General features: G+C 40.9%; 13 protein-coding genes and 1 pseudogene. 9 read left to right on the forward strand and 5 right to left on the reverse strand.

The window, feature by feature from the left end; translation table 11 throughout:
* Positions 1 to 41: 41 nt before the first annotated feature.
* The 6 genes from CLIN57ABFB40_RS17710 (at position 42) to CLIN57ABFB40_RS17735 (ending at position 9,693) form a co-directional block, all read left to right on the forward strand.
* The gene (locus CLIN57ABFB40_RS17710; RefSeq protein ID WP_175631326.1) at positions 42 to 3,287 is read left to right on the forward strand and encodes a SusC/RagA family TonB-linked outer membrane protein; all 3,246 of its coding nucleotides are present in this window, start codon (positions 42 to 44) and stop codon (positions 3,285 to 3,287) included.
* A 14-nt stretch (positions 3,288 to 3,301) separates the two neighbouring features.
* The gene (locus CLIN57ABFB40_RS17715; RefSeq protein ID WP_175631327.1) at positions 3,302 to 4,906 is read left to right on the forward strand and encodes a RagB/SusD family nutrient uptake outer membrane protein; all 1,605 of its coding nucleotides are present in this window, start codon (positions 3,302 to 3,304) and stop codon (positions 4,904 to 4,906) included.
* A 120-nt stretch (positions 4,907 to 5,026) separates the two neighbouring features.
* Positions 5,027 to 5,851: a glycoside hydrolase family 16 protein gene (locus CLIN57ABFB40_RS17720; RefSeq protein WP_175631328.1), complete on the forward strand. Its 825-nt coding sequence runs from the start codon at positions 5,027 to 5,029 to the stop codon at positions 5,849 to 5,851.
* Between the two features lie 200 nt (positions 5,852 to 6,051).
* Positions 6,052 to 6,894 carry a glycoside hydrolase family 16 protein gene (locus CLIN57ABFB40_RS17725; RefSeq protein WP_175631329.1) on the forward strand — a complete coding sequence of 281 codons (843 nt, stop codon included), beginning with the start codon at positions 6,052 to 6,054 and terminating at the stop codon, positions 6,892 to 6,894.
* Positions 6,895 to 7,427: 533 nt separating this feature from the next.
* Entirely contained in the window at positions 7,428 to 8,570 is a 1,143-nt protein-coding gene (locus CLIN57ABFB40_RS17730) for an OmpA family protein (RefSeq protein WP_175631564.1), read from the forward strand.
* 265 nt (positions 8,571 to 8,835) lie between these two features.
* Positions 8,836 to 9,693 (forward strand): helix-turn-helix transcriptional regulator, encoded by an 858-nt coding sequence (locus CLIN57ABFB40_RS17735; RefSeq protein WP_175631330.1) that lies wholly within the window; start codon positions 8,836 to 8,838, stop codon positions 9,691 to 9,693.
* Between the two features lie 533 nt (positions 9,694 to 10,226).
* Here CLIN57ABFB40_RS17735 and CLIN57ABFB40_RS17740 read toward each other — a convergent pair.
* Positions 10,227 to 11,774 carry an ATP-binding protein gene (locus CLIN57ABFB40_RS17740; RefSeq protein WP_175631331.1) on the reverse strand — a complete coding sequence of 516 codons (1,548 nt, stop codon included), beginning with the start codon at positions 11,772 to 11,774 and terminating at the stop codon, positions 10,227 to 10,229.
* Positions 11,775 to 11,868: 94 nt separating this feature from the next.
* Complete coding sequence (locus tag CLIN57ABFB40_RS17745) at positions 11,869 to 12,393, reverse strand: NUDIX hydrolase (RefSeq protein WP_175631332.1); 525 nt, start codon at positions 12,391 to 12,393, stop codon at positions 11,869 to 11,871.
* A 271-nt stretch (positions 12,394 to 12,664) separates the two neighbouring features.
* On the opposite strand from CLIN57ABFB40_RS17745, the gene ahpC reads away from it, so the two are divergent.
* The 3 genes and pseudogenes from ahpC to CLIN57ABFB40_RS17760 all read left to right on the forward strand — a co-directional run.
* Complete coding sequence (gene ahpC / locus CLIN57ABFB40_RS17750) at positions 12,665 to 13,231, forward strand: alkyl hydroperoxide reductase subunit C (RefSeq protein WP_005675267.1); 567 nt, start codon at positions 12,665 to 12,667, stop codon at positions 13,229 to 13,231.
* A 90-nt stretch (positions 13,232 to 13,321) separates the two neighbouring features.
* On the forward strand, positions 13,322 to 14,872 hold the full coding sequence (gene ahpF, locus CLIN57ABFB40_RS17755; protein WP_175631333.1) for an alkyl hydroperoxide reductase subunit F: 1,551 nt from the start codon (positions 13,322 to 13,324) through the stop codon (positions 14,870 to 14,872).
* A 132-nt stretch (positions 14,873 to 15,004) separates the two neighbouring features.
* Positions 15,005 to 15,742, forward strand: a pseudogene (locus tag CLIN57ABFB40_RS17760) (endonuclease/exonuclease/phosphatase family protein); the annotation flags it as partial.
* 268 nt (positions 15,743 to 16,010) lie between these two features.
* Here CLIN57ABFB40_RS17760 and CLIN57ABFB40_RS17765 read toward each other — a convergent pair.
* The 3 genes from CLIN57ABFB40_RS17765 to CLIN57ABFB40_RS20400 are packed head-to-tail and all read right to left on the reverse strand — an operon-like array spanning position 16,011 to position 21,533.
* Positions 16,011 to 17,960: a glycoside hydrolase family 97 protein gene (locus CLIN57ABFB40_RS17765; RefSeq protein WP_175631335.1), complete on the reverse strand. Its 1,950-nt coding sequence runs from the start codon at positions 17,958 to 17,960 to the stop codon at positions 16,011 to 16,013.
* A 2-nt stretch (positions 17,961 to 17,962) separates the two neighbouring features.
* Entirely contained in the window at positions 17,963 to 18,967 is a 1,005-nt protein-coding gene (locus CLIN57ABFB40_RS17770; protein WP_175631336.1) for a GRP family sugar transporter, read from the reverse strand.
* 10 nt (positions 18,968 to 18,977) lie between these two features.
* Positions 18,978 to 21,533, reverse strand: a complete 2,556-nt coding sequence (locus CLIN57ABFB40_RS20400; protein WP_254871813.1) for a nucleoside hydrolase — start codon at positions 21,531 to 21,533, stop codon at positions 18,978 to 18,980.

The following is a 21,533-nucleotide window of genomic DNA, read 5'->3' on the forward strand; positions in this document are numbered from 1 at the left end:
CTTGTTGATAGGCGTTTTAAACATGAAAAACATAAAAGAGTATGAAAAAGAGTTTTATTTTATTTGTTTGTCTTCTGTGTTCGATTGTAGTTGTGGCACAGCAGAAAAGTATTACGGGCATAATAACGGATACTGCGGGTGAGGCGGTCATTGGTGCCAGTGTTGTGGAAGTTGGAACAACAAATGGCACTGTTTCTGACGTTGATGGTAATTTTACACTCTCGGTTTCTGATAATGCCAGTATACAGGTTTCATTCATAGGTTTTTCCTCCCAGACTTTGAGTGTGCAAGGAAAAATGAATTTTAAGATAATCTTAAAAGAAGACAGTGAGCTTTTGCAGGAAGTTGTTGTAACCGGTTATGGCGGAAAAGTTTCACGGGCAAAACTGACGAATTCTATATCGACTGTCAGTCCCCAGATATTAGAGAAGGGTATATATACAAATCCCTCTCAGGCACTGTCGGGTTCTGTTCCCGGTTTAAAGGTTTCTCTCACTTCGGGAAATCCTACTTCATCTCCTAAAGTTATATTACGTGGTGGAACGGAATTTGATGGTTCGGGAGGTCCCCTGGTGATAGTGGACGGACAGCTTCGTGATAATTTTGATGATATCAATCCTCAGGATATTGCATCTATGGATGTTCTGAAGGACGCCGGGGCTACGGCCATATACGGTGCCCGTGCAAGTAATGGTGTAATTTTAATTACAACAAAATCTGGCCAGACAGGACATCGGGAAATTAATTTCAGAGCAAATATAGGTCTCGGTTATGTTAATAATCCCTATGACTTTTTGGGCGCGGAAGATTATATTACAGTCCTTCGTACAGCCTATAAAAATACCCCGTGGGCAGCTACGGCAAATCTTACAGGTTCTACCGCCTTTGGCACGGGGAATAAGCTCGGTGCGAATATGGTGTGGAATATTATGGGGAAAACGGATGAAAATTCCTATCTTTTGAATATGGGCTGGCGAGAAATGCTGGACCCTTTGGACCCTTCTAAAACAATCATTTATAAAGAGACAAAACCGGAGGAGTATAATCTTCGTAATCCGGTAGTGACACAGGATTATACGGTTAGTATGTCGGGGGGGAATGATAAAGGAACTTATTATGCAAGTTTGGGTTATAACGACTCCCCCGGAGCTCCTATCACTACCGAATATAAACGTTATAATTTCACATTCAACGGTTCGTACAAAATTGCAGATTGGTTGAAAACGAATTCCAATGCGACTTTCAGTCGGGCTAATTATGTATGGTTAAACAACGACTGGGGGAAGGAAAGTGATTATTTTGGTCGGGTGATGAGCACTCCTCCTACTGTCCGTTTTGAAGACGAGGACGGTAATCCGACATTGGGCCCTAGTTCTGGAGACGGTAATCAGAATTATGTTGCAAAGAGTTACGATCAGGATAATGAACGGACAAAGTTTACTCTTATACAGTCATTAGAAGCTAATTTATTCAAGGGATTAGTCTTGAGGGCTTCTGCCAGTTGGTATTATTTTCATACTGTAGAAGAAAGTATGCGCAAGGACTATGAGACGGTTCCGGGGCAATGGAATCGAACCCGTTCAACTAGTGCAAGCTATTCTCGTCAGTTCTCTCAGACCTATAATGCTGTTCTAGATTATACGACTGTATTTTCTGCTGTTCATAATTTGAATATTATGTTTGGTAGTGAATTTTATGATCAGTATAATAACGGTTTCTCTGCATCCGGCTCTGGTGCTGCTACCGATGATTTTAAGGATTTAGGTCTGACCGATGCAGGTGAGGGTAAACGTCAGATAGATTCGAATCATAGTCGTTACCGTATTCTTTCTTATTTTGGACGCTTGAACTACGACTATGAGGGTAAATATTTGTTCTCCGGGGTATTTCGTTATGACGGTTATTCTTCTTTGCTGGGTAAGAATCGGTGGGGATTTTTTCCGGGAGTTTCCGGTGGCTGGGTTTTTACGAAAGAGGATTTTGTCAAGGAATCACTTCCTTTCCTCTATTATGGAAAGCTGAGGGCTAGTTACGGTTTGAACGGTAATGCCAGCGGAATCGGTCCATATACTCTTCAAGGTTCATATAATTCTAATAAATATCATGGCAACAATGGTTTTCTGATAGGTACTTTGCCTAATCCTTCTTTGCGTTGGGAAAAAACTGCTAGTTTTGATATAGGCTTGAATGTAGGACTCTTGGGAGGACGCTTGAATTTGGATATCGATTACTACAATCGTCTGACATCAGACAAGTATGCAGACTTCACCCTGCCTTCGACCACGGGATTCTCTTCTGTTAAGAACAATAATGGAAAATTGCGTAATAGCGGAATCGAATTACAACTCTCAGGTAAGGTGTTGGATGCCAGTGATTTTACTTGGGATGCATCTTTTAATATAACTTATAATAAGAATAAGATTATAGCCCTTCCTGATAATGGGCAGATACGAAACAGACAGAATGGACAGCAAGTGTATACCGGCCGGAAGGTTGTAAATCCGGGTACAGGTAAGTTGGAAGATGAGAAGGTGTATGTCGGAGGTTTTCAGGAGGGAATGGAGTATGGGATACTTGTCGGTTACCAGGCCGAGGGTATTTACAGAAGTGTTGATGATATTCCGGGAAATTTGGTTGTGACCTCGGGGAATGCTCAAGGTAAATATCAATATGGCCCTGAAGCTTGGAATAAACTTTCTGATAATGAGCGGGCAAAAGGCATAGCGTTAAAACCTGGAGATGTGAAATGGAAGGATGTAAATGGAGATGGGGTGATTGACCAGTATGATCAGGTTGTAATAGGAAATACTACTCCTCGTTGGTATGGTGGTTTTAATACCACAATGTCTTGGAAGGGACTTAGTTTGTATGCCCGTTTTGACTTTGCGCTTGGTTATTGGGTTTATGATGATAAGACTCCTTGGTTTTTAGGATGTATGCAGGGGACTTACAATACGACAAAGGATGTTTTTAATACATGGAGTGAAAGCAATCCAAACGCAAAATATCCCCGTTACGTATTTGCTGATCAGGTGGGAGCTGCCAATTACTATCGTACCTCAACTCTATTTGCTTCTAAGGGTAACTATTTAGGCATTAGAGAATTGTCTTTGTCATATACTCTTCCTCAAGAATTGTCTAAAAAACTGTATATGCAGAAACTGCAATTTTCAATAACGGGACAGAATTTGGGCTATTTAACTTCTGCCAGGACGGTAAGCCCGGAGATTTCGTCAGGATATCCCTTGCCACGTACCGTTATATTTGGCGTTAATGTTACATTTTAATAATTCGAAGTGAGATGAGAAATTTAAAGTTTATACATATTATGATGTTGAACATAGCTGCTATAGTGGCTACATCATGTGGGGATATGCTGGATCTCGCCCCGTTAGATAATTATGGAAGCACCAGCTATTGGAAAACAGAATCCCAAGTCAGTGCATATATTGACGGTCTTCATAAACAATTGCGAGATATGGCGGAACAGCATATTATCACTTTTGGTGAATTAAGGGGCGGACATTATAAGGATGGCGCAAGTGCAGATGGTCTGTCTATCTCTAGTGGGGAAATCCGTTTACAAAATCTGTCTAAGGAGACTCCCGGAGTTACCAAGTTTGGAAATATTTATGGCTGTATAACCAATATCAATCTTTTTATAGCTCGTGTAACTGATGCTAATTTCATTCCGGAAGCTAAAAAGAATTATTATCTTGGACAGGCGTATGGTCTTCGTGCCTTTTACTATTTTGATCTTTATAGAGTCTATGGTGGGGTACCAATTCGTCTTGGCGTGGAAGTTATTGATGGAGTGCTTGATCCGAATAAACTTACTTTGGGGAGAGCTAAACCAAGTGAAGTTATGTCACAGATTAAAAAGGATTTGGAAACCTCCCTACAATATTTTGGAGAGAATTCTGATTTTAATTCATATGGACATGGTGCCAAGGTGTATTGGTCAAAGGCGGCCACAGAATGTTTGGCAGGAGAGGTATATTTATGGAATTCCAAAGTAACTATCGGTGATAATAAAGCCACCGAATCGGATTTGTCAAAGGCCAAGAAGTTCTTGAAAGATGTAGAGGGTAACTATGGACTTCAATTGCAACAAGATTTTAAACGTATATTCAGTGCTGATAACAAAGGTAATAGTGAGGTGATAATGGCTGTGTCTTATATGGAGGGTGAAGCAGAAAACTCTCTTTCTCGTGGATATACCTATTCTCTTATTTCCGGAACGACTAACAAAGATAGTTTTAGAGAAGATGGAACGCCATGGGATGATGCGCTTGATATACAGAATAATGGTCAACAGAAATATGAGTATAAACTTTCGCTTTATAATAGTTTTGAAAAAGGTGATACTCGTTGTGACGCCACATTTATGCCTTCATATCGGAAAAAGGAAAGTGGAGAATTGTATGTATATGGCACTCATGTATGTAAAAATTTGGGCTCTCTCAATGCTCAGGGAAATAGAGTTTATGATGGTGATCTTATTCTTTACCGCTTATCCTGGGTATATCTAGCATTAGCCGAGATCGCTAATATGGAGAGTGATAATGCAAATGTTGAGAAATATATAAATTTAGTCAGAAATAGGGCGTATAAGTCTGAGGCAGGTTCACATATATATAAGGCATCTGATTTTCTAACTAATGAATTAGCTATTTTACATGAAAAGGATAAGGAGTTTGTACAGGAAGGACAACGTTGGTGGGATTTGTGCCGTATGAAGAATGCAAAGGACGGTATTCCATTAGTGTTCTGTATAGAAGGTGATATTGATAATAAAGTTGCTATTCTTGATCAGAAGACTGAGGCATATAAAGTTTTATGGCCGTTGGATCAGAATATACTTGATAATGATTCGGCATTGAAACAGACTCCTGGTTATGAATAGAAGAAGATATGACGAGAATATGTCCGGTTGGAAGGGAGGAGTTTCGTATTCCGGCTAGATATACTTTTATATCTGTTTATGGTAATATAAAGATAATATAAAATAATACGAAGTTGAGTTATGAAAAAAAGTATAATACCTTTATTAGCAGTTTTATTTTTCGGATGTTCAAACGACTTTTCTGACAGTTCCATTGATGTGCTGCGACCAGAGAAAGAAGATTCCGTTGAAAGAGTGGATAAATCGTGGGTTCTGATTTTTTCAGATGAATTTAATATTGATGGGGCCGTTGATTCCAAGAAGTGGAATTATACTCCCAGGGGAAATGTTGCTCATTCCTATTATTATAAGCCGAATGATACATCCGTTGCTTGGTGTGAAGATGGCTTGTTGAATCTCAAGTTTATGAAGGATGAAACAGATCCCCGCGGATATAAATCTGGAAGTATACGCACTGATAATGGAAAGTTTGATTTTACTTATGGTAAAGTAGAGATTAAAGCTAAGTTTTCATCAGGGAATGGTTCGTGGCCGGCTATATGGATGATGCCTGCCAATTCGGAACATGGAGGATGGCCTGCAAGTGGTGAAATAGATATAATGGAGCATATAAAAGATTTAGATGTTGCTGTACAATCGGTACATACTACTGGTACGGAGCAAAAGACATATCCTTTTGGTCATTCAGGGTCTAAATTCAAGCAGGGTGAATGGAATATATGGGGAATAGAATGGAACGATAAGAAAATTGATTTTACGGTAAATGGAGAAGTTTGCGCAACCTATTATAACAAAGGTTTGGGCGCAGTACAATGGCCCTTTGATATTCCTTTCTTCTTGATATTGAATGTTGCAGGTGGAAAGGGGATGGCTGGTCCTATAAATGAGAAACATTTGCCTTTTATCATGCAAGTGGATTATGTGCGGGTATATCAGTGGAAATAGTTTTTTGTAAATAGATTTATAGGGTCCTGAATGTACTCTATGATTTAGAATAATATTTATGGTGTAAAAGTTTGTTTTTGAGGTGATAGTGCCTGTCGAAGGGAGTTGTCAGCACTCTTGTGGTGACAACTCTTCTTTCGATGAGGTAATATTGTTTTTGAAGAAAGAATGGGTTTTTAATCTTTTTAATTTATAATCATATGAGATCAATTTTGTGCTATTTATTATTTGCTATAGGTGGGACTGTTACTTATGTATGCGCAGAAGAAAAGGAGCAAATCGGAGTGGATACACTTGAAAACATTTTGTTTGTTGATGATTTTGATGCGAAATGTGTTGTGCCCGATACAGCAATCTGGAAACTTTGTACGTATGGCAACAACGCCTGGTCACAGTATTTCAGGGGTGTGGATGGCTACGAAAATGTAAAGGTGGAGGATGGCTATTTGAAGTTGCGGGCCTGGAAGGACAACGGGATTTATAAAAATGGCGGGGTGTTTTCCAAAATAGGTTTTCCCTGTGGTACACGTTTGGAAGTTAAGGCCAGATTAACGAAATTGGTCCGTGGAGGTTTTCCTGCTATCTGGCAAATGCCTATAGGAGCGCCGAAATGGCCCAGAGGGGGAGAAATAGATCTTATGGAATGGGTACAAGGGAGTCCTAAGCAGATCTTTCAAACGGTACATACTTTTTATATAAATGGTGAAAATGGTTCTGCAGGAGTAACGAACAAGGAGCCTGATAAGAATTTTGATGTAACTAAAGATCATGTATATGCAGTGCAGCGGACTGAAAAGGAATTAATATTTTATGTCGACGGCAAAGAGACTTGGAAATATGAGAACCAACATTTGGATAAGGAGAAACTACAGTATCCATTTTGTGAATATCCCTTCAATATAATTCTAAATTTTTCATTGGGAGGTGAATTGAATGGCATGATGACATGGCCGGGAGAAATCCATGATGAAGATTTGCCGGGAGAAATGTGGGTTGACTGGGTGCGTGTTGTGTTGTTGGATAATAATAAAATCAATGAATGAATATCACTTCTGGAAAACATGTTTCTAAGAAGGAGGGGGATATGCTGAAATAGGTTCTTTATGTTATATAATTATTTTTCCCGCTTGAATTATAGCCAAAACTATGAATCTCCAAATGATGAAGCCTCTATATAAATGATAGTTGTCTGATGTATAAAATATAATGTCGTTTATTTATAACGGATTGAGATAGGAATTGCCTTCTTTTGTAAAATGTTATACAACGTTTATTCTGGTGTGAGATAGCTGATTACAATTAGTTCACTTTGCCGGATTAGTGTTTGTTGAATATTGGAAAACAACAGAAAAATATGACTTTACGTAGAGGACCGTAGAATCGTGGTCGTGGGTACGTTCCATTACTGCAGCTGAGAAAGACGTACATAAACATAGATACTCACAATGGGTTATTTTATTTTGTATTGTAAATGAAAGTAGTAGTTAGTCAACTATATAGTTAAGGGTAGAATGTTGGGAATGATATATATTTCAGCCCCCAGTTCTGCTAATAATAAATTTAAATAAGAATTATGATGAAAAAGATTTTTGTAGGCTTATTGCTATCTGGTATTGCCATTTGCCATGTAAGTGGACAAACTGCTTTGGAAGGAAACAAATTTGCGGATAATTGGGCAATAGGTATTAATGTGGGTGGCGTGACCCCATTGACTCATCACTCGTTTTTTAAAAACATGCGTTCGACAGTTGGAGTTCATGTAAGCAAACATTTAACCCCTACCTTTGGATTGGATTTTGAGGCAATGGGTTATTTTAATACAACAAAAAGTAAAACAGCATTTGATGAATCAAATGTAAGTTTGTTAGGACTGGTGAATTTAAATAATCTTTTTGGAGGTTATAGCGGTATTCCAAGAAGTTTTGAGATTGAGGCTGTGGCTGGTATTGGCTGGATGCATTATTATGTTGGTAGAAACATGGGGGAAGATCAAAATGGCATGTCTACTAAGTTAGGACTAAATTTTAATTTTAATTTAGGGGAAAGTAAGGCGTGGACTCTAGCTCTCAAACCGGCTCTTGTATATGATATGAATTCTATGGGTACGAAACCTGTATATTTTCATTCGGGGCGTGCCATGTGGGAGATTAGTGCTGGTTTGGTGTATCATTTCAGATGTAGCAATGGTGAACATCATTTTACTAAAGTAAGACCTTACGACCAGTCTGAATTTGATGCATTGAATGCTCAAATAAATCAACTTCGTTCAGAACTTGAACGCAATGATAATGTATTGCAGGATGCTAACCAAAAAGTGACAGATTTAGAAACAGCTTTGGAAGAGTACAGGAATCGAGAACCGAAAATTGTGAAAGATACGATTGACAATAGTAAAAAAACACTGGAGTCTGTGATTACTTTTCGTCAAGGTAGAATAACTATTGATAATTCTCAATTACCTAATGTTGAACGGATTGCAGTTTACTTGAGAAATCATAAAGAGGCAGGAGTTGTAATCAAGGGTTACGCTTCTCCGGAGGGTAGTGAAGAACTTAATGAGCGTATTGCGCGACAGCGTGCCGAGGCAGTTCAAAAGATGCTGGTTAATAAGTATGGGATTTCAAAGGATCGAATTGTTGCTGAAGGACAGGGAATTGGCTATATGTTTGAGGAACCGGATTGGAACCGGGTAAGTATTTGTACTATTAATTCTAAATAAGAAGTGATAGAAAAATAGAAGATGTATCCTAAATAGAAGCAGTTCTGCTTTATAATCATCAGACTTCCCCATTTATCGTAATAGTTTATGTGGTGGGGGAGTTTCTTGTATTTAGGAAGATATGTAAAATGAAGTAAGTGTTTATAGAATTACAGTTTTTGTTTGTAGTTTAAAAGTATGTGTTTTTAAAAAACAAACATAGTAAGCGAAGCGAGTTATTTTAAAATTAAACTACTTATTGAAATTAAACTACTTAGATTATAACATGAAATTGCTTTATTTGTCGGAACATCATTCCTGTTTTAATTATGGAATTAAAATAGACAGTGGTTTTACCCAATACAGATTGTCTGCGCAAGAATCCGGACAGATTGATAATAGTTGTTGTTTTTGTATTTTATTTCTTTTGAAAGGAGAATTATCTGTTAATATAGGCAGGGAGCATAATATACACCTTTTAGAGCATAACATGCTGCTTATACCGCGGCATGAAGAAAATAGGGTTGAAGGTATTGTGTCGGCAGAATGTTTGTTGTTGTTTTGGAATAAGCAGATAACGGCTTGTGACAAAATGTATTTTGAATCAATTTCACATGTAAAAATGGAGAACGGTAATAATTGCATTTTACCAATCCGAAAGCCTCTGTTATATATTTTGAGGCAGTTACTTTTTTATCTGGATACAGGATTGCTATGTAGGCATATGCATATTCTTAAGCAGCAGGAAATCATTCTTGCATTGAGGGGATTTTATACTAAATCAGAACTTGCTGCCTTCTTTTCTAGAACGACTGGAGTAAGACGGAAGTTCGAGGATTTTGTACTGGATAATTATAAGAATGTGAAAACGGTGAAAGAATTTGCAAGTTTGTGTTGTGTTTCGGAACGCTCTTTTAATCGTAAGTTTCAAGAGAGTTTTAGCCAGAGCCCTTACCGATGGATGCAGGAGCGGAGGGCTGAATTGGTTCGTGAGAAAATTTGTGATCCGGATATTGCTTTCCGGGAAATAGCTATGGACTTTGGGTTTAGCTCTCCTGCGCATCTGACTTGTTATTGTAAAAAGTTATTTGGTATAACTCCAACTGAACTGAGAAGTAATTATAATAAGGGAAATGAAATTTAGACTGTAATGTGTTCATAGCTCTTGTCGATATGCCCGGTGTTCAGAAGAGGTATGGGCTGGGGCTAGAATATATACATGCACAGCGCAGTCGTCAAGCTGTTTAGTGGGTATATATATCCATTGTGGTGGCTATATATGTACACCACGGTGGCAATATATATACAGTACGGTGAATCTATATGTCCAATATGTTGGTTATGTAGACATATATTAGGATAGATGTGTGTGTAATTTATTTATTGATTTTGCAGTTTTTTGAGAAGCTGAAGGCTGAAAGGCTATTTTTATGAGCGCTTTCAGCCGGGATGCCGATGAATAGGGGGTTGCAGAGGAAACTGAAAGCTGAAAGCAACTTTCCCTACTTTTTGTTGGGTGGGATAAAAGGTATCAAAAGAGCCTGCTCTGATTTCAATCTAAGTACTTCTTCTATCTGAGTTGTCTACTTCATTTGTTAAAGTCTTGTACTTTTTCTGTCTCGTTCTTGTACTTTACTTTACCAGCTCTTGTACTTCATTTTCCCAACTCTTGTACTATTATTCTACAATCCACCTCTCAATATTCCTTGTCTGACTACTGAAGTTAATCCCTATCTTGAATAACTTACGAGGGTCGGCTGCAAAAGGCTGCGCATAATTCTTTTCGTTTATTTGTCTAAGGGCCTCTTCGGCACTGCCTTCCAGTTTAAATTCCATTACATATATGAATTCATCGGTTTGCAACACGAGGTCAATACGCCCTTGTGATGTACGATACTCTGCCTTTACATAAAAACCGATAAGCTTGAAAACGATGAACAGTACATTTTGATAATGTAATTCCTGGTCGCGTATTAACTCATAGGGTGTATCGGCAAAGAAACTTTGCAAGCGGCGGAAGAAAGATTCATAATCGCCACTCTCCACCTCACAGACAAACTTTAGAATTTGAAAAGGTGATTCTACCTTATTTGTGTTCGCATAGAATGGAAGCAGGAACTTCATAAAACCTTCCTCCACTTCGCGATTGGGAAATCCTAGGCGGTATATGCCAAAGCGTTCATCAAATTTCTTTATAGTGAGATATCCACTTTGATAAATCACGGGAATAGGATTGGTCGAAGCCGAATCGACACTGTTCAGTATGTCGGCATCGGTTTCTACATGCGCCATACAGTGCAGGTCATAGTGATGGGCTTTTAATAATTCCACCAGATAAGTAGGTGTTCCGGTTTCAAACCAGTAACTACCGAACTTCATTTTGAAGAATGTATTAAGCACGCTGAACGGATTATATATGCCGACAGAATTTTCTACGAAATGATACCCATCGTAACACGTCTTTAATTCACGGCATACTTCTTCATAACTCATTTTCTGTTTGTCAGCGAGTTCGAGCAGGTCTTCTTCCAGATTATCATGGATTTCCTCTTCCGTCATGCCACATATTGCTGCATAACGCTCGTCCATAGATAAGTCTATCAGATTGTTCAATGCGCTGAATACACTTACTTTGCCGAACTTGGTGACGCCTGTCAGAAAGGCGAACTTTATGTAGCCGTCCATCGTTTTTATAGCTCCGTAAAAGGCTTGCAAAGTGTTGCGGAAAGCTTTTTGCAGTTCTTCGTTGCCGATAGCTTGCAGCATGGGTTTGTCATATTCATCTACGAAAATGGCAACACGATTTCCGGTCTGTTCATAAGCACGGCGGATGATGCCCTTGAAGCGGAGGGGCAACGAGGTTTCGGATGGTTCAGTGCCGTACACCTTTTCCCATTTGTAAAGAGTATCGTTCAGAATATTTTCCAGACTTTCCAGGTTCTCGTACTTTTCGGTATTGAGGTCTATGTGCAATATAGGATGCTTTGTCCAGTCTTTTTCCAGTTTCTCTATCGCAAGTCCTTCAAAGAGTTCGCGCTTACCTTCAAAGTAGGCTTCGAGCGTAGACACTAACAAACTTTTCCCAAAACGGCGCGGGCGGCTCAGGAAGAAGTAGCTGCCTGTCTTTACCATTTGATAGACTAAGGCAGTTTTGTCGATGTAGAAATATCCGTCTCTGCGAATCTTCTCAAAGTTCTGTATTCCGATGGGGTAAATCTTGCTCATGACTAGGATAGATTTAGAATTCTAATTGTACAAAGATACACTTTTTTTCGCTTAGAACGCAATTTGCATACCGAAAGTTTAGTGAAGCCTCCGGTTAGTTATGTTGGCTCAGAAACCGTATAAGTCCCCGCCGTATAGAGTCCAACCCGAAATCTTCCGGACGTATCTCCGATAAAGGCAGGAAGAAGGAATCCGCTACATCATCCATTGCCGAGAAATGGCTCATATCTTCTACGGTGCAAAGAAAGAACATATCAAGCGTGTGCACGGGAAACCCGGAGTAGATGTAAATATTGGGAAGTGAGAATTGGTAAATGGCTTGCTTCACTTTCAATCCGGTTTCTTCCAATACTTCACGGGCTACGCCTTCTTCCCCTGTTTCGTCCATATCAATAAAGCCGCCGGGAAGGTCGAGCGTACCTTTGGCGGGCTCTTTGGCGCGTCGGCAGACTAGCAACTCGTTCTTCTCATTCAGAATCAGCGCCACGGTAGCGGCAGACGGGTTGAAATAATAGACAAAGCCGCAATCGGTACATTTCTTGGATTTTTCATTGTTGACCTCGAAATGCGAGGAACCACATTTTGGGCAATATTGGAATTGGTCGAGAGGATGCTTCATAATCGTATATATATGGTTTCAATTAGTATGTTTCCGCACGCAAAATTATAAAAAATATCGGATGGGGCATTGTCCCGATCTACGAATCATTCTGTATTTGTCCGGAGGTTGATTGATAAGTTTCATCTATCGCCGTATAGAATTATTCGATTGGACTTTTTTTGCAAAGGCGGGTCTTCCGCCTTTATCTTTGCATCAGAAACAAGAAACAAAACGAAGTTTCTGATGTTATAAGTCAAATCAATTAATAACAATAAAAGCAATAAAGATTATGGAACCAATTTTAAATTCTCAGCTTCCTGAATTCAGTGTTCAGGCTTTTCAAAACGGAGCTTTCAAGACTGTAACCAACAATGACCTGAAAGGTAAATGGGCGATTCTGTTCTTCTATCCTGCCGATTTTACTTTCGTATGTCCTACTGAATTGGTGGATATGGCTGAAAAGTACGACCAGTTCAAAGCAATGGGCGTTGAAATCTACTCGGTAAGTACTGACTCGCACTTCGTACACAAAGCTTGGCATGATGCTTCTGAAAGTATCCGTAAGATTCAATACCCGATGTTGGCAGACCCGACAGGTGCTCTGTGCCGTGCACTCGGAGTATATATCGAAGAAGAAGGTATGGCATATCGCGGTACATTCGTTGTCAATCCGGAAGGAAAGATTAAAGTGGTGGAACTGAATGATAACAACATAGGCCGTGATGCGAGCGAATTGCTTCGTAAGGTGGAAGCTGCTCAGTTTGTAGCGACTCACGACGGAGAGGTTTGTCCAGCCAAGTGGAAGAAGGGTGAATCTACCCTGAAACCGAGCATCGACCTGGTAGGTAAGATTTGATAGTTTTTTGATAATGATGATTATGAAGGGCCGGTAACGGGAGACGCTGCCGGTCTTTCTTTTCAAAGAAATAGAAGGAGAAAAAGGTATATGTTAGAATCTGCATTGAAAGAACAACTGAAGGGTATCTTTGCCGGACTGGAGGCGAATTTTACTTTTGATATATCCGTATCATCCAGTCACGAAAACAGAACTGAACTGGTTGAACTGCTGGGAGACGTAGCGGACTGCTCCGACCATATCACTTGTGTAGTGAATGAAGGAAGCGGACTGAAATTTACTTTATTGAAGAACGGTGACCGTACCGGAATCACTTTCCGGGGAATCCCCAACGGGCACGAGTTTACTTCGCTATTGTTGGCTATCTTGAATCTGGACGGCAAAGGGAAGAATTTCCCCGATGAGGCTGTCTGTAACCGGGTGAAAGCACTGAAAGGCCCGATACATCTGGTTACCTACGTCGCGCTGACTTGTACGAACTGCCCCGATGTTGTACAGGCTTTGAATGCGATGACAACACTCAATTCTTCCATTACGCATGAAATGGTGGACGGTGCGCTCTACCAGGACGAAGTAGATGCATTGAAGATACAGGGAGTGCCTTCCGTGTTTGCTGACGGCAAATTGCTCCATGTAGGCCGTGGCGAATTCGGCGAACTGCTTGCAAAATTGGAAGAGCAATATGGAATTGATGAAACCAAAGCGGTGGCTGAGGTGAAAGAATATGATGTGATTGTTGCCGGTGGAGGCCCTGCGGGAGTGTCGGCTGCTATCTATTCTGCCCGTAAAGGATTGCGTGTAGCTATCGTAGCCGAACGTGTCGGCGGACAAGTGAAAGAGACTGTCGGCATCGAAAACCTAATCTCTGTTCCTGAAACGACAGGCAGCGAACTGGCAGATAACCTGAAAACTCACTTGCTGCGTTATCCGGTGGATTTGTTGGAACATCGTAAGATAGAGAAAGTGGAAATACTGGGAAAGCAGAAACAGGTGACTACTTCTGTCGGCGAGAAGTTTCTGGCTCCTGCATTGATTATTGCGACTGGTGCAAGCTGGCGTAGGCTGAATGTTCCGGGAGAAGCGGAGTATATCGGTCGCGGTGTTGCTTTCTGTCCTCACTGTGACGGCCCGTTCTATAAAGGAAAGCACGTAGCGGTAGTTGGCGGTGGAAATTCCGGAATTGAAGCGGCTATCGACTTGGCAGGTATCTGTTCTAAAGTGACTGTCTTTGAATTTATGGATGAACTGAAGGCAGATAACGTACTTCAGGAACGCCTTAAATCATTGCCGAACGTAGAGGTATTTGTCAGCTCACAAACTACCGAGGTGGTAGGAAACGGCGATAAACTGACTGCCCTGCGTATTAAAGACCGTAAAACAGAAGAAGAACGTCTCGTTGAACTGGATGGCGTATTTGTACAAATCGGACTTTCTGCAAATAGCAATGTATTTCGAGAAGTAGTGGAAACCAACCGTCCGGGTGAGATTGTGATTGATGCGCATTGTCGAACCAAAGTGGCGGGTATCTACGCAGCCGGAGATGTTTCGACCGTACCATATAAGCAAATCATTATCTCTATGGGAGAAGGGGCGAAAGCCGCGCTTTCCGCTTTTGATGACAGAGTGCGGGGCGTTATTTGAAACATGCAGATATAATAGACACACACAAACAATTCATGGTAGAAGCTGTAAAGGTATGGACACATATCTTTGCGGCTTTTTGTTTTTTCGCTACCTTTGAGCCGCTTAACATTAACCCCCAAAATGAGAAACATGAAAAAGAATCTTTTATTAGTTATTGCTACTCTATTTGTCTTTTCGGTACAGGCTCAGAACACATTGAAGCTGATGACCTACAATATCAAGAATGCAAACGGCATGGATGATGTCTGTAATTTCCAGCGTATAGCGAATGTGATAAACAACGCTTCTCCCGATGTGGTGGCTATACAGGAAGTGGACAGTATGACGAACCGGAGCGGGCAGAAGTATGTGTTAGGAGAAATTGCCGAGCGTACACAAATGCATGCCTACTTTGCACCTGCCATTGATTTTGATGGTGGAAAATACGGAATCGGATTACTAACCAGACAAGTTCCGGTACGCCTGCAAACTATCCCTTTGCCGGGAAGGGAAGAAGCACGTGCCTTGATTCTCGCAGAGTTTGAAGATTACATTTACTGTTGCACTCATATGTCGTTGACAGAAGAAGACCGAATGGAATCATTGAAGATTGTGAAATCGTTTACTGCTCCTTATAAAAAGCCTCTTTTCTTAGCCGGAGACATGAATGCAGAACCGGAATCCGACTTTATTAAAGAACTGCAAAAGGATTTTCAGCTACTTTCCAATCCCAAACAGCATACTTATCCGGCTCCAGAGCCTAAGGAAACGATAGACTATATTGCGACATTAAAATCCAATGCAAACGGTTTTGCTCTTATATCCGCACAAGTATTGAACGAGTCTATGGCTTCCGACCATCGTCCTATATTAGTAGAACTCCGAACTACCTAGAATGCATATACCCATAAATATGCTTTTCATCCGAAGGGCGAGTTAGGCAATAATTATCCGGTCGTTATCGGTGGAGGATATAAGATGGATAGTGCTACGGTGATGATTCTGGAGAAGAAGAAAGATGAATTAAAAGTGAAAGTTCTGAACGTAAAAGGGGAGATTTTGCTGGATATTACAGTCTGAAACGATTGGGAGTAAGATAAAGGCAGGCTGTCTCAAGAAAAAGAGACAGCCTGCCTTGTTGAGTAACTGTAAAATGTTACTTCTCTATATGAATAATACCTGTATATCCTCCTCCTCTACTCATATTTATGAGTAGTTTCTCATTATCCTTGATAATTTGTTCTATTATTTGTGAGTCTTTTGCTTGTTGACTGGCATTTACTCCGTCTATATGCGCTTTTATCTTCTTCGGGCCATTTCCTATGAATGATAAATCAATTTCAATATGCCGTGGAGTACTTCCGTTTATTACTCCGATGTACCATGTATTGCCATGCCGGCGTGCAAGAGCGATATATTCGCCCACTTCTCCTTCTAAAGGAACTGTTTCATCCCAGGTTGTAGGAATACTTTTGATAAATTCAAAGCTCTGGAGATTCTCGTCATATTTAGTCGGACTGTCCGAAATCATTTGCAACGGGCTTTCGTAGACTACATACATTGCTAATTGGTGGCTACGTGTGCCCTGACTCATCGGTTCATGTTGATTTTCATAGAATGTTTCCGGATGTGCGTTAAGCATAGCTCCGGGAGTATAGTCCATTGGGCCTACCCACATACGGAGATAAGGGATGATTACATCATGTGTAACTGTGGCTCTTTTGCTCCATTTGTTATACTCCAGTCCTATTACTCCTTCGCGTGTCATCAGATTCGGATATTTGCGTCTCATGCCTTCGTTGGGGTAAGAACCATGAAAGTCTACTAATAATTTGTATTGAGTGGCTTTAATAGCTACTTGTTCGTAGAAGTTAACCATTTTGGCATCATTACGGTCCATAAAATCTATTTTGACTCCCTTCACTCCCCATTTGCTGAATTGTGCAAAAGCCTCATCCATTTGTCGCATGATGTTTACCCATTTCGACCATAACTGGATACCTACTCCTTTTTCTGTTGCATATTCACAGATACGCGGAATGTCAACATCGGGATTGAGGGTTAACAGATCGTTACGTGCCGACCAGCCTTCGTCAATCAGGACATATTCGATGTGATGTTTGGCTGCATAGTCTACCAGATATAGATATGTATCGGTGTTAATGCCGCTTTTGAAATTTATATGATAGATATTACGGTCATTCCACCAGTCCCATAATACTTTACCGGGTTTAACCCATGTATAGTCGGCGGCTTGTTCTTTCTCTTCGGAGAGTAAATATATAAGCTCGCTTTGTAATATGGAAGAGGCATTGTCGAAAGTACCGATTACCCGCCATGGAAAGACCCGTTTTCCGCAGGTGGGAATAAGATAATTTTTGCGTGTGGAGGCATAAATTTTATTATACCCTTCGTATGGCACTTCCTTATCCGGATAATTGGCAAAAATGCCATGGAAGGATTCTTGGGCGGGTTGTAAGTACATTCCCGGATAATTATAGAGATTGGCTTCTGCTAATAATACTTTGTATTTGTCTACTTCAACCATTACAGGAGCTACGGAGAAACTGTCTTTGGGTAATGCATTGATCGGCTTTACTGTATAATCCTGCTCAAACCAGTTTTGTAGCTGGTCGGTTAAAAGAGTGTACGAGGTGTGATCCTGTCCGAAGCGGAAAGATACCGACTCTTTCTTTACAGGCTGTTTATTGTTTGCAGTACTTACGAAACGATAGGCCACTCCGTCATTATAGATTCTGAATTCGATTTTATAGTCTTTGTAAATAAGCTCAACCTGATTATAATTATCCACTGTCTCTTTATATTTACGTGGTACAATAAATTCCACTTTCTCCGAAACGCTTTTACGAGCTATCTTTCTACATTTGTCTGTTCCCCAAGTGTCGTTTCCGACTGTAAGTGAGAGCGGGCAAGTATCAAGAATCTTTGTTCCATTCCGGGATAAGCTGTAACTGACCTGATTGTTAGTCTCGATGGTTATCACATTTTTCTTGTCCGGCGAACTGGCCTCAATTATTTTGGCAACTGTTATCGAAGGAAAACAGAAGGCTGCCGTCAGTAGAAAAAGAATATGGTTTATTTTCATAATTAGTTTCCTCCGGATAAAACGATGAATGATAATCCTGTGATGAACAGAATAAACATGATTCCTAAAAGCCTGTCGGTTGATTTGGAACTACCGGTGAACTCTTTCCAGATAAATACGCCCCATAAGGCGGCAATCATAGGTGCTCCCTGACCGAGCGCGTAGGAGATGGCAGCTCCTGCTTTTCCTGCGGCTATATAGCTCAAAGCAGTTCCCAATCCCCATATACATCCTCCGAGGATACCTACCAGATGTGTGCCTGCTTTTCCCGCAAAATATTCTTTATAGCTTACCGGAGTTCCTACAAACGGGCGTTTCATAATAACTGTATTGAATAGGAAGTTGCTCAGGAAGATACCGATTGAGAATATAAAGAAAGCAGTATATGGAGTAGCCATGCCCGGAGTCGGAGAGTCGAAATTATTAAGATCCATAGCGGCAGCTACAAAGCGGTAGAAGAAAGACATAAGTATGCCGGCAATAGCCGCAAGAATAATCCCTTTCTTACTATTATTATTTCCCTCTTTCTGTTGCCTGCCTGCCGCTATCCCATTGCAGATGATAGCGATAACAATCAAGATTACTCCTGTAAACAACCAGAACGGATCTCCTTTAGGGGTGCTGAAATAATTGATAAACACACCTAGGACCAAGGCAAGTCCTACACCCAACGGAAAAGCAACCGACATTCCGGCGATGGAGACTGAAGCTGAAAGTAAGATGTTGGAAGCATTGAAGATAACTCCTCCGATCAAAGCACTGACTATGTATCTGGCATCTACTTGCCGGATATCTTCCAGAAAACCTCTCCCCGAATCTCCGAAACTTCCGAGTGTGAAAACGAGAAGTAAGGCAAATAATAAGATACCGATCGTATAATCCCAGTAATAAAGCTCATAACGCCAGTTCTTGCTGGCCAGTTTCTGGGTGTTACCCCAAGAACCCCAACATATCATGGTTATGAAGCAAAAGATAATGGCTAGTGTATAACTATTGACTATAAACATGATTCTTTCTTTATTGGTTTATATTCTTTTCTTCTTTCCCTGTCACCTGGCGGACAATGGCATCTAATGTTCTCTGAATATTCTCATTTCCTTGAATCATAAGATATTGATGTTGTCCTTTGTCTGACGCATTAAAAAGACTGTGTCCTGCACTGTCTATTGTAATCGTTCCTTTTGTTGACAGTTCAAAATAATCCTTCTCCGGTTCTATGGCCTGTATGACAGAGGTCAAATCCCAAGTTTGCCTGTCATAAGGCATTTTGTCATATATCTGGTAAGATACACAAAGAGGATGTTTGTAAGCGTTCGGGAAATCATTCAAGATACTCTGATGCGGATACAACAATTTGTTGCCTAGTTCCCAGCCGCTTGCAATGACCGGAGTGGGCCATTCGCTGAATACGGTTTGGGCTGCACTTATATCCTGCACTAGATTCCATTCGGGGAAATCGAACTCGTTCCCATAGAGTCCTCCCATTACGGACAACAGCTTCACTTTTTGGGCAACGAGTGATTTGCCGTCCAAAGGACTGTATTCATCGGCTTCCGAGCGTAGCAGGCGTGAAAGGTTCGTTTCCGGTCCTACGGCAATAAATACGACGGAATTATCTGGTTGTGAAGCCAGTAATTTCCGTAACAACTTATATCCTTCCGGCAGATTGTCTTTTATGCTTCTTTGAGGATGCAGTATCTTATTGCCTTCAATAATGGTATCCAAAGTTTGGCGGAGATAACCTCCGTCTTCGGGAGTAGCTCCGTTGTATGCATATCCCAATGGAATGTCTCCCCTCTCATTGAGGCGGCAATATCCGTCAATATATTCGATTGAATAAGGATTGGACTTGCTGATTGTGATACCTAGCAGATCTATTTTTCCGGCTTTCTCGTAGTTGAATAGCATTTGCATAGCCAGCACGTCGTCAATGTCATTGCCGACATCCGTGTCGAATATCACAGGAACGGGTTGTTCGAGTTGATATTTTAAAGACTTGTCACTTCGAATGTCGAAGAATAAATCTGGGTTCAGACGGGTATCGGCAACTGATTCACCAATACCGATATAGCCCATTGGGTGATAACCACCTTCGAAATAATTCTCATTGGCAAATCGGAGCGAAGGTTGCATACCGGCCGGATCGAGCACCGTTAAAGCCAAGATATATTTTCCCTTGGCAATGGGGGCGTCAATAGAAATATTCTTCCGGATGTGGTAAGTCTCCGGAGCCGTCTGGTATTTATGCTCATCTACCGACCAATTATCTCCCGGCATCCATTCGGAGATGTTTACCCCTTCTAATATTTTCCCCCATACTTTTTGATGACTTTCAGGGTCTAGCAAAGCTACTTCTACCGGCCAGTTATAATAGAATGGAGACGATCCGGTGTTGACAACTTTGAAAGAAATAGGGAATTGTGCTCCCGCTTTAATTTCATTCGGGTAAGAGAATTCATTGATAATGAACCGATACCCCATAGCTTTTTGCAGTATCTCTGCATTTTTCCGGAACTCCGGTTCGTTGAAGTCTGCCCAAGTGATTCCGCCTAAATGATTGCAGTGCAAGTTCCGGATCTGTTCCATGACATATTCCCGGGTATCCTTATCCGCCACCACTTCTTCAAAAGATTTGAACCGGGCCAAATCTCCCCAGTTCCAAGTAATTTCTCCACCTATGGGCTGGGTTTTCCAACGATCACCCAGTTTCTTCATTTCCTCATAACCTCTTACAATCTCTTGGGGTTGAGACCATGAATCCCAATAAATCCCGAATTCGTAATCTTTAAATTCATAAGCATAACGGACCATTACTTTCTTGTTTTTGAATGCTTTGGCAAAGGCATCTCCCAGTATCTTTTCCATGCCTGGAATCCATGTCCGGTTAGCTACGTGTTCCGGTTCGTCGTGCGGAGCCCAGTAAGTTGAGAGATCCGGGTCATGGTGTTCTCCCCATTCACCGATAATTCCCATTTCTACATACGCTACTCGTGGGTCGTTATCCCACGCCTGTCCGAGTTTCTCTACAAGTTTTTTTACGCGTTTAGGAAAAGAAGGGTCAAAGTATCCCCCGGTAATGGGGGTATTTTTGTCTTTTTCTTCTACATAGGCGGCCACGGAGTTCGGTCTTTGTTTATAAGGACCTTTTTCCGGAGTTATTCCTTTGGGCCAGTGCCAACCGGTTAAGTCATCCGGATTAGTGGGGTCTTTAGGTTTTCCGCCATGCCAGGGTTCCAGCCATACAAGAAAAACCCGGGGAATAACTTTGACGTTTATATCTTCTACTCCTTTCCAGCGATGATTGCTGTAAGCGATAATCTTGTCTACTCCGTCATTGGCGTCGTCTTCGATCATATTCCACTGCATATATTCTTTTGTCAGTGAACCGTAAGGGTAGGGATATTCTTCCCTAATCCGGTCGATGCCGGGAGCGAAGAATTCCCTGAATCCTTTCATTGGATTCCTGAATGCATTCGGATACTCCTGGTAAGAAACCGTCACAGTTTTCTCACTGCAAGCAGATATCGTTCCGAATAGCATTAGGAGTAATATGTTTCTGATGATTGATTTCAT

This window comes from Bacteroides acidifaciens, from assembly GCF_903181435.1.
Classification (GTDB): domain Bacteria; phylum Bacteroidota; class Bacteroidia; order Bacteroidales; family Bacteroidaceae; genus Bacteroides.